Origin of the sequence: Pseudomonas sp. DE0010, from assembly GCF_007680745.1 — a bacterium.
Classification (GTDB): Bacteria; Pseudomonadota; Gammaproteobacteria; order Pseudomonadales; family Pseudomonadaceae; genus Aquipseudomonas; species Aquipseudomonas parafulva_B.
In genome coordinates, this window is sequence record NZ_VEJQ01000027.1 from 60117 (window position 1) to 69718 (window position 9602).

Genomic DNA, 9602 nt, shown 5'->3' on the forward strand with positions numbered 1-9602 from the left:
ATCATGGGCTGCCTGGCAGCCCATCTTGACGTGCGTACACCACCAGCCGAAGGTGCCGGTCTTCATCGACGGTCAGCGAGGTGTGCTCGAACGGCTGGGCTTGCCCATCGATGACCAGTTGGCGCACACCGCTGCAGGATGCATGCACGTCGTGGGTGCGCCAGCCGGCCTTGAAGGCCGGCGAAACATGCTCCAGTTCGTCCACCAATGCGTGGATATCGGCTTCCTGCGTGGCCCGGGCGAAGTCGCGGCGAAAGCTTGCCAGCATCATTGGGGCCTGGCTGTCCCAGTCGTGCAAGCGCCTATGCATCGTCGGGTCGGTGAACAGCAGCCAGAGCAGGTTGCGGCGCTCAGGCGGGTGCGCGGCGAAGCCGAAGAGTGCGTCGGCTAGCCCATTGAACCCCAGTACATCCCAACGCAGGTTGAGGACGAAGGCCGCGTGCGGCAGGTCGTGCATCAAACGCCGCACCAGCGGCGGCAAGACACACCAGGTCTTGCCTGGTTCTGCGGGTGGACGGGCATGTGCCAGCAGGAACAGGTGGCGACGCTCGGCGGCATCGAGTTTCAGCACCCGCGCCAGGTTATCCAGAAAACTGGCCGATACACCGATGTCGCGGCCTTGTTCCAGCCAGGTGTACCAAGTCAGTCCTACGCCCGCGAGCGCGGCGACCTCTTCGCGTCGAAGCCCAGGTGTGCGCCGCCGGCCGCCACTTGGCAAGCCGAGGTCTTCGGGCGACAGGCGCTCGCGCCGCGAGCGCAGGAAATCGGCCAGGTCGGAGCGTGTACGTTGCAGCGTTCGCATGGCGTGTCTCGTTGTTTTGAGTAATAGCATAAACGGTTAAATTGTAATGGTTTAGAGGCCGCCCCAGACTACCTGCATCTTAATTCTGGAAAGGCACGATGAACGCCAATACTCCCCTCCCGTTACCGCCCGAGCATCGCCTTGGGGGCGCGCCATGGCTGGGTCTGTCAGTGCTTTTGTTGGCAGGCTTCGTGACGATCTTCGACCTGTTCGTGGTCAACGTCGCCATCCCAAGCCTGCAGACCGGGTTGCACGCAAGCTTCGCGCAGATCGGTTTCATCGTGGCTGGCTATGAACTGGCGTTCGGGGTGTTGCTGATCAGCGGCGGTCGCTTGGGGGATGTGTTTGGCCGTCGCCGGCTTTTTATCGTCGGTATGGCAGGGTTTACCGTAGCGTCGGCGTTATGCGGCCTGGCGCCCAGTGCTGCTTTTCTGATCGGTGCACGGGTTGTACAGGGGCTGGCCGCCGCGCTGCTGTTCCCTCAAGTCTATGCTTCGATTCGGGTCAACTTCGACGCCCAGGACAGCCGCCGCGCCTTCGGCTTGCTAGGGATGACGCTGGGGCTGGCTGCCATCGCAGGCCAGGTGCTGGGCGGCTGGATGGTACATGCTGACCTGTTCGGATCAGGCTGGCGCAGCATCTTTTTGATCAATGTCCCCATTGGGTTGCTGGCTATCGTGGCGGCGCGCTACATCCCCGAGACCCGCGCGCCCCAGCGCCCGGACCTGGACTGGGCAGGCGTGGCGCTGGTCAGCGTCGGCCTGGCATTGCTGCTCGTGCCGCTGATCGAAGGACCGGGGCAGGGGTGGCCTGCCTGGAGTTTCTTCGCGCTCGGCCTGGCATTGGGCTTGCTCGCGCTGTTCAAGCGCCAGCAGCAACGGCGACGAGCGACCGGCAGGTTGCCCTTGGTGGACATGCAACTGTTGACGCAGCGCCGCTTTGCACTGGGTACGCTGCTGGTGCTGGTGGTCTATTCCACATCCAGTTCCTTCTTTCTGTGCTTCGCCCTGCTGATGCAAAGCGGGCTGGGTCTGGATCCCTTCATGGCGGGCAGTATCTTCGCACCCTGCAGTGTGGGTTTCGTACTGGCATCGCTTGCTGCCCCGCGGCTGGTTGCGGGCTGGGGAATACGAGCGATCGTGGTAGGGGCCTTGCTGTACGCGCTGTCGATCGGGTTGCTGATTGCCCAGGTCCAGGCGGCAGGCGCACAGCTGGTGCCAGTTTGGCTGATCCCGGTACTGATCGTGGTAGGTGCGGGGCAGGGGTTGGTGATGACCCCTTTGCTCAACCTGGTACTGGCCCTGGTCGACGAAGCGAAGGCCGGCATGGCCTCGGGCGTGATCGCGACCGTGCAGCAGGTCGGTGCGGCGCTGGGGGTGGCCGTGGTGGGGATCTTCTTCGCGGCAGCGCTGCCAGGGGAAGGCTCGGTCGTTCAGGCCGGCCAGTATGTGCATGCGTTTGTGGCCGGCATGCTCTACAACCTGGGTGCCGCAGTGATGGTGATCGTCTTGCTGGTGATGCTGGCAGGCGAGCAGCGGTCTGAGAGGAGGTGAGTAAGCCGCACGCAATGGCGCCGTGCTCCCGCTTTTTTCGGGCTTGAATAAAAACAGGAGCGTTCGGCAGACCCTCAAGTGGGCTGCTGAACGCTCCTGCTTGTTTACGCTGCGGTTAAGCGGCGATCAGACGTTGAAGCGGAAGTGCATCACGTCGCCATCTTTGACGATGTAATCCTTGCCTTCCAAGCGCCACTTGCCGGCTTCCTTGGCGCCGCTCTCACCCTTGTACTGGATGAAATCGTCATAGGCCACGACTTCGGCACGGATAAAGCCTTTCTCGAAGTCGGTGTGGATCACCCCGGCCGCTTGCGGGGCAGTGGCGCCTACGCGCACGGTCCATGCACGTACTTCCTGCACGCCGGCAGTGAAGTAGGTCTGCAGGTTCAGCAACTCGTAACCAGCACGGATCACACGATTCAGGCCAGGTTCTTCCAGGCCCAGGGCCTCGAGGAACATGTCCTTTTCTTCACCGTCGTCCAGCTCGGCGATTTCCGCTTCGATCTTGTTGCACACCGGTACGACCACCGCGCCTTCTTCCTCGGCGATGGCGTTCACCACGTCCAGGTGCGGGTTGTTCTCGAAACCGTCCTCGGCAACGTTGGCGATGTACATCACCGGCTTGCTGGTCAGCAGGTGGAAGCTACGGATCAGGGCCTTTTCATCGGCGCTCATGTTCTTCATCAGGCTGCGCGCTGGCTTGCCTTCGGTGAAGTGCGGGATCAGCTGTTCCAGAATGGCCTTCTGCGCCAGGGCGTCCTTGTCGCCACCCTTGGCGTTGCGGGCCACTTTCTGCAACTGCTTTTCGCAGCTGTCGAGGTCGGCAAAGATCAGTTCGAGGTCGATGATCTCGATGTCGCGCTTGGGATCGACGCTGTTGGAAACGTGAATCACGTTCTCGTCTTCGAAGCAGCGCACCACGTGGGCGATGGCGTCGGTCTCGCGGATGTTGGCGAGGAACTTGTTGCCCAGGCCTTCGCCTTTCGAAGCACCGGCCACCAGGCCTGCAATGTCGACGAATTCCATGGTGGTGGGCAGGATGCGGTTGGGCTTGACGATTTCAGCCAGCGCATTGAGGCGCGCATCGGGCATGGGCACGATACCGCTGTTCGGCTCAATGGTGCAGAAAGGGAAGTTCTCTGCCGCGATGCCAGACTTGGTCAGGGCGTTGAACAGGGTGGACTTGCCGACGTTGGGCAGGCCGACGATGCCGCAATTGAAACCCATGGGTATTCCCCTCTCTAAAGGAAATCAGGCCTTCTGGCTGTGCAGCTCGCGCATCGCCTTGGCGAAGTCGCCAGCGAGCACGTCCGGCAGCACACCGAGGGCAAAGTCGATGCTGGCGTCGAGCTTCTCCTGCTCGGCGCGCGGTGCGCGGCCCAGGACGAAGTTGGAGACCAGCTTGGCGTCGCCTGGATGGCCAATACCGAGCCGCAGGCGATGGAAGTCGTTCTGGTTGCCGAGCTGCGCGATGATGTCGCGCAGGCCGTTGTGCCCGCCATGGCCGCCGCCGCGCTTGAGCTTGGCAACGCCGGGAGGCAGGTCGAGTTCGTCGTGTGCCACCAGGATGGCCTCCGGTTTGATCCGGAAGAAATTGGCCAACGCCGCCACGGACTGGCCGCTACGGTTCATGTAGGTGGTGGGGATCAGCAGGCGAACATCGTTGCCCTGATGGCTGAATTTAGCCGTCAGGCCGAAATATTTCTTGTCAGCGGTCAGCGAGATGCGCTGGGCGCTGGCAATGCGTTCAACGAAAAGAGCCCCTGCGTTATGCCGGGTCTGTTCGTATTCGGGGCCGGGGTTACCCAGGCCGACGATCAACTGGATGGCGGTCACGTCAGGGGCTCTTCCTTGGAGTTGGTGGGTTACAGGGCGCGCGGCACTGTAACCCGATCAACGCCGGCGTGCGAGTGGATTACTCGGCAGCGCCTTCTTCCTCAGCTTCAGCGGACACGCGTGGTGCGTGAACGTTGGCAACTGCTTTGTCATCACCGTGGGCCAGAGCGACGAACTCTACGCCTTTCGGCGCTTTCAGGTCCGACAGGTGGATGATGGTGCCGATTTCAGCATTGGCCAGGTCCACCTCGATGAACTCAGGCAGGTCTTTGGCTTCGCAGGAAACTTCGATCTGCGATTCAACGTGCGAGATCTCGCCGCCTTTCTTGACCGGTGCTTCTTCGTTGATGAAGTGCACTGGAACAACAGCGGTCAGCTTCTGGCCAGCAACGACGCGAACGAAGTCGGCGTGCATGATGAAGCCTTTGGCTGGGTGGCGCTGCATGGCCTTGACGATGACGCTCTGCTTGGCGCCGTCGACGTTCAGTTCGATAACGTGGCTGAAGGCAGCTTCGTTTTCGAACAGCTTGGCGATTTCCTTGGCCACGATGGTCAGGGATTGAGCTTCTTTATCACCACCGTATACAACGGCTGGGATGCTGGCGGAGTGACGCAGGCGGCGGCTCGCACCTTTCCCCAGGTCAGTACGCGCTTGGGCGTTCAGAGTGAAATCAGTCATTTTGTTTCTCCAAAATAGCCCCCCGAGGGCGTTTGCGACCAGCGCCAACGGGGATGGCAAAAAAGCCCCGCCCCAGCAGATGTGCTGGGGCGGGGCGCTTTTCGTCAGCGAGCGTTCCGCTTAGCGGAACATCGCGCTGATCGATTCTTCGTTGCTGATGCGGCGAACCGCTTCGGCGACAACCGGTGCGATATCCAGCTGGCGGATACGGTCACAGGCTTGAGCAGCGGCGGACAGTGGAACGGTGTTAGTCACCACCAGCTCGTCCAGTACCGACTTCTCGATGTTCTCGATCGCGCGGCCCGACAGGACAGGGTGCGTGCAATAGGCGTAAACCTTCGCAGCGCCGTGCTCTTTCAGGGCTTTGGCCGCATGGCACAGGGTGCCGGCGGTGTCGACCATGTCGTCTACCAGGATGCAGGTGCGCCCTTCGACGTCGCCGATGATGTGCATCACTTCGGAGTGATTGGCCTTTTCACGGCGTTTGTCGATGATACCCAGGTCGACACCCAGGGACTTGGCGACAGCACGTGCGCGCACGACACCACCGATGTCCGGGGAGACAATCATCAGGTTCTCGAAACGCTGGTCTTCGATATCGTCGACCAGTACGGGCGAACCGTAGATGTTGTCGACCGGGATATCGAAGAAACCCTGGATCTGGTCAGCGTGCAGGTCGACGGTGAGTACACGGTCGATACCCACGACAGTGAGCATGTCAGCGACGACTTTGGCGCTGATGGCTACACGTGCCGAACGCGGACGGCGGTCCTGGCGGGCGTATCCGAAGTAAGGAATCACGGCGGTGATTCGGGAAGCTGAGGAGCGGCGGAAGGCGTCGGCCATCACTACCAGTTCCATCAGGTTATCGTTGGTCGGTGCACAGGTCGGCTGAATAATGAAGACGTCTTTACCGCGGACATTTTCATTGATCTCAGTGCTGATCTCGCCGTCGGAGAATTTACCGACAGAGACGTCACCGAGAGGGATATGCAGCTGACGTACGACACGCCGAGCCAGATCGGGGTTAGCGTTCCCCGTAAAGACCATCATCTTGGACACGCGCAGTACCTGAAGGCTGAGGGTATACCTGGATGAGTATAAGGAAAATGGCAGGGGCGGCTGGATTCGAACCAACGCATGGCAGGATCAAAACCTGCTGCCTTACCGCTTGGCGACGCCCCTGTATCTGTTGCTGCGAGCGCTAGGCACTCGACTTCTTGACCAGACTTTGCAGCTTGCGATGCAACATCGAAATATTGCTTCCTTTCGCCACAAACCCTGTTTGGGTCGCTGAAAGAAGGGCCAGAACTTTATCAGCTTCGGCTTTGCTTGGGAAGGCCCCAAACACACAACTTCCAGTTCCGGTTAGTCGAGCCTCTGTGAACTTCCCCAGCGAATTCAGCGCGTTGCGAACTTCCGGGTAATTCTGCTCTACCACCGGTTGGCAGTCATTTCGACTGTTTCCCTTGGGAACGGGGCGCATCTTAAGGGGGAGAGAATCACGTGTCAACTGCGGATGTGAAAAAATTTCTGCTGTGCTTACAGACACTTGCGGAACCAGCACCACATACCAGGGTTGTTCCGGATCGACCGGCGTGAGCTGTTCGCCCACACCCTGGGCAAAGGCGGCATGACCGCGCACGAATACCGGTACATCGGCACCCAGGCCCAGGCCCAGGGCAGCCAGGCGATCTTCGTCCCAATCCAGTTGCCACAGGTGGGCAAGGCCGAGCAGGGTGGTGGCGGCATCCGAGCTGCCGCCGCCGATGCCACCGCCCATCGGCAGCACCTTGTCAAGCCATATGTCCGCGCCCAGGGGCGTACCCGATTGGACCTGCAGCTGGCGAGCGGCACGCACGATCAGGTTGCTGTCATGGGGCACGGTATCGAGGTCGCTGTGCAGGCGGATCATGCCGTCCTCACGCACAGCGAAGCTCAGCTCGTCGCCGTGGTCGAGAAACTGGAAGACCGTTTCAAGCTCGTGGTAGCCATCGGCACGGCGGCCAATGATGTGCAGCCACAGGTTCAGCTTGGCCGGCGCGGGCAGGGTAAGCGCTTGCATCGACTCAGTGCCCCAGCTGGCGGGGCTGCCAGTCCTTGACCACCAGGGTCACGTCCAGGTCCTTGCCGTGCAGCTTGAGGCGTTCGGGCAGCCAGTAACCGTTATGCTCGGCATAGCTCAGGTACTCGACCTGCCAGCCGTCCTGTTCAAGGCTGGCCAGGCGGCTGTCGCCGTCGAGGGTCAGCTTGCTCTTGGTGTCCGGCGCTGGCAGGCCGCGCACCCACCAGACCAGGTGGGAAACAGGCAGCTTCCAGCCCAGTTGCTCTTCCAGCAGCGCTTCGGGGCTGGTGGCTTCGTAGCGGCCCTGGTTGGCCACTTCCAGCACCACGGCGTCAGGCCGGCCGGTCAGGCGTGCGGCCCCACGGCCCAGCGGCCCGGCCAGGCGAATGTCGAAGTAGTCCTGGCGCTGCAGCCAGAACAGGGTGCCACTGCCCGAGTCGCGTGGGGCACGGATGCCCACCTTGCCGTTGATCTGCCAGCCGTCGAGGCTGCTCAACTGCTGTTTGTGGGCACTCCACTGCTGTGGATCGCCGTGGCCCTGCAAGGCTTCGCGACTGCCAATGCCGGCACAGCCGGCCAGGAGGGCGATGAGGGTGAAGGTTACGAAATGGCGCAATAGCATGGTCTTAAAGGGTCTCGGATCCGGTCAGGCGTAGGAGGGTCTTGCGCAGCACAGGGCTGTCGGCCTGGGCTTCGAAGCCCTTGGCCCACACCTGGCGGGCTTCGCGCCGCTTGCCGTTGGCCCACAGCACCTCGCCCAGGTGGGCGGCGACTTCATGGTCGGGGAAGCTGGCGAAGGCCTGGCGCAGGTAATCCTCTGCTTTGTCGAGGTTGCCCAGGCGATAGTTCACCCAGCCCAGGCTGTCGAGCACTGCTGGATCGTCCGGGGTCAGCTGATGCGCCTTGTCGATCAGGGCCTGGGCTTCGGCGTAACGGGTAGTGCGGTCGGCCAGGGTATAGCCAAGGGCATTCAGGGCCATGGCGTTTTCCGGCTCGCGGGCAATGATGGCGCGCAGGTCCTTTTCCATCTGGGCCAGGTCATCGCGCTTTTCGGCGAGCATGGCACGGGTGTAGAGCAGGTTGAGGTCGTCCGGGTAGCGCTGAATGGCTTGTTGCAGCACCTGGTTGGCCTGGGCGTCCTTGTTGTTGTTGCTGTAGCTTTCCGATTCGATCAGGAACAGCTGGATCGCGTAGTCGGGCTGGGCTTCGCGGGCTTCGGCGAGCAGGCGAGAGGCTTCGGTGCCGCGGCCGTTGGCGATCAATATGTCGGCCTGGCGCAGTTGCGCGGCCAGGTAGTCGGGCCCTGGCCCTACCAGGGCGTACTGGCGCAGGGCACCTGCCGGGTCGTGGCGTTCTTCGCGGATGCGGCCGAGGTTCAGGTGAGCGGCATCGGTGTTGCTATCGCGTTCGACCAACTCCTGCAGGTAGCCTTCGGCTTCATCCCACTCCTTGTTTTCAAGGCACACCAGCGCCAGCGAATAGCGCAGCTCGTCGTCCTCGGGATACTGCTGGACCAGGCTGACGAATTCGCCCTTGGCGTCGGCGATGCGGTCCTGTTCGACCAGGGTCCGGGCATAGGTAAGGCGCAGGCGCTTGTCGTCGGGGTTTTCGCGAATCGCCTTGCGCAGCAGGAGGAGGGCTTCTGGACCACGGTCCAGGGCTTGCAGCAAGCGGGCGCGCAGCAGGATCGGTGCAATTTCGCCGTTTTGTGGCGCGTGCGATTCGAGCAGTTCAAGCGCCTCTTCGGCCTTGCCGTCCTGGTTCAGCAGCAGCGCCTTGCCGAAGATCAACTGACCGTTGTCAGGGTACTTGGCCAACAGGCGTTCGAAGCTCTGCAGCAGGCCGTCACGTGTGCTCTGGTCGGTTTCGGCAGCCGACAGGGCCAGAAAATCGAAATGGGTATCGCCCTGGCCTTGCAGGACCTTTTCCATATAGGCCATGGCATCGTCATAGCGGCCTGCGCGGGCCAGCTGGATGGCGGCGGCGCGTTGCGCATCGAGGTTCTGCGGGTCGTTGCGGGCCCAGATGAGGGCGTTGTCCAGCGCAGGTTCATCGGCGCCCAGGTATTCGGCGATACGGTAGGCGCGTTCGGAGACGCCAGGATCCTGGGTTCGCGCGGCCTCATCGGTGTAGTTGGCCAGGGCGATGTCGAAGCGATTGCGTTGCCCGGCAAGCTCGGCTACCAACAGGTTATAGAGCGTATCCTGCTTGAACGAGCCGTACACCATGGGCTTCTCGGCTTCGGGTTTGCCGGCGTCGGCAGCAGCAGGCTCGGCCTTGTGCGCGGGCAGGCTCTGGCAGCCCTGGAGCAGGGCGAAGGCAAGCAGCAATGCGTAGGGTTTGTTCATAGAGGGCTTATAAGGAGACTCACCGGCGGTTGGGGCATGATGACACAAGCGCGGTGGCAAACCCACCGGGCCAAGGTATGAAGCGGATCCTTCGTTTATGAAGACCGCGACATTAGGATGTGGTTCGGCTTGCAGCGCGGGAGGTGGCCTGGTCGGCGGGCCAGGGGCTTGTGCGTAGCCATCGCGCAAGCGCTTGCTGCTGCCAAGCCCGTAGCATACCTGCATCCATCCCATGCCCGTGTTTTTGCTTCTAAGCGCGCGGTAGTTCAGGCGCCGCAGATCGCGACTTCAGGAGGCCGAGCGCAGGGCTTGCGCAGGG

General features: G+C 62.0%; 9 protein-coding genes and 1 tRNA gene. 1 reads left to right on the top strand and 9 read right to left on the bottom strand.

The window, feature by feature from the left end:
- Window position 1 precedes the first annotated feature (1 nt).
- On the bottom strand, window positions 2-802 hold the full coding sequence (locus FS767_RS18525; RefSeq protein ID WP_144967309.1) for a helix-turn-helix transcriptional regulator: 801 nt from the start codon (window positions 800-802) through the stop codon (window positions 2-4).
- Window positions 803-900: 98 nt separating this feature from the next.
- On the opposite strand from FS767_RS18525, the gene FS767_RS18530 reads away from it, so the two are divergent.
- Complete coding sequence (locus FS767_RS18530) at window positions 901-2355, top strand: MFS transporter (RefSeq protein WP_144967311.1); 1455 nt, start codon at window positions 901-903, stop codon at window positions 2353-2355.
- A gap of 126 nt (window positions 2356-2481) precedes the next feature.
- On the opposite strand, the gene ychF is transcribed toward FS767_RS18530, so the two are convergent.
- The 8 genes from ychF to FS767_RS18570 all read right to left on the bottom strand — a co-directional run bounded on the left by ychF (window position 2482) and on the right by FS767_RS18570 (window position 9283).
- On the bottom strand, window positions 2482-3582 hold the full coding sequence (ychF, locus tag FS767_RS18535) for a redox-regulated ATPase YchF (RefSeq protein ID WP_058603088.1): 1101 nt from the start codon (window positions 3580-3582) through the stop codon (window positions 2482-2484).
- Between the two features lie 24 nt (window positions 3583-3606).
- Entirely contained in the window at window positions 3607-4191 is a 585-nt protein-coding gene (pth, locus tag FS767_RS18540; protein WP_016501511.1) for an aminoacyl-tRNA hydrolase, read from the bottom strand.
- Between the two features lie 79 nt (window positions 4192-4270).
- Window positions 4271-4870, bottom strand: coding sequence for a 50S ribosomal protein L25/general stress protein Ctc (locus FS767_RS18545; protein WP_144967313.1), 600 nt, complete (start codon window positions 4868-4870; stop codon window positions 4271-4273).
- 120 nt (window positions 4871-4990) lie between these two features.
- Window positions 4991-5932, bottom strand: a complete 942-nt coding sequence (locus FS767_RS18550) for a ribose-phosphate pyrophosphokinase (protein ID WP_003247410.1) — start codon at window positions 5930-5932, stop codon at window positions 4991-4993.
- A gap of 48 nt (window positions 5933-5980) precedes the next feature.
- Window positions 5981-6055: transfer RNA gene (locus FS767_RS18555), tRNA-Gln, on the bottom strand.
- 19 nt (window positions 6056-6074) lie between these two features.
- Window positions 6075-6935, bottom strand: coding sequence for a 4-(cytidine 5'-diphospho)-2-C-methyl-D-erythritol kinase (gene ispE / locus FS767_RS18560; RefSeq protein ID WP_144967315.1), 861 nt, complete (start codon window positions 6933-6935; stop codon window positions 6075-6077).
- A 4-nt stretch (window positions 6936-6939) separates the two neighbouring features.
- Window positions 6940-7557, bottom strand: a complete 618-nt coding sequence (gene lolB / locus FS767_RS18565) for a lipoprotein insertase outer membrane protein LolB (RefSeq protein WP_144967317.1) — start codon at window positions 7555-7557, stop codon at window positions 6940-6942.
- A 4-nt stretch (window positions 7558-7561) separates the two neighbouring features.
- Complete coding sequence (locus FS767_RS18570; RefSeq protein ID WP_144967319.1) at window positions 7562-9283, bottom strand: tetratricopeptide repeat protein; 1722 nt, start codon at window positions 9281-9283, stop codon at window positions 7562-7564.
- Window positions 9284-9602 lie beyond the last annotated feature (319 nt).

Coding starts and splice junctions, on each gene's coding strand:
- FS767_RS18525 (WP_144967309.1), bottom strand. CDS start 802: ATGCGAACGCTGCAACGTACACGCTCCGACCTGGCCGATTTCCTGCGC.
- FS767_RS18530 (WP_144967311.1), top strand. CDS start 901: ATGAACGCCAATACTCCCCTCCCGTTACCGCCCGAGCATCGCCTTGGG.
- ychF (WP_058603088.1), bottom strand. CDS start 3,582: ATGGGTTTCAATTGCGGCATCGTCGGCCTGCCCAACGTCGGCAAGTCC.
- FS767_RS18545 (WP_144967313.1), bottom strand. CDS start 4,870: ATGACTGATTTCACTCTGAACGCCCAAGCGCGTACTGACCTGGGGAAA.
- ispE (WP_144967315.1), bottom strand. CDS start 6,935: ATGCAAGCGCTTACCCTGCCCGCGCCGGCCAAGCTGAACCTGTGGCTG.
- lolB (WP_144967317.1), bottom strand. CDS start 7,557: ATGCTATTGCGCCATTTCGTAACCTTCACCCTCATCGCCCTCCTGGCC.
- FS767_RS18570 (WP_144967319.1), bottom strand. CDS start 9,283: ATGAACAAACCCTACGCATTGCTGCTTGCCTTCGCCCTGCTCCAGGGC.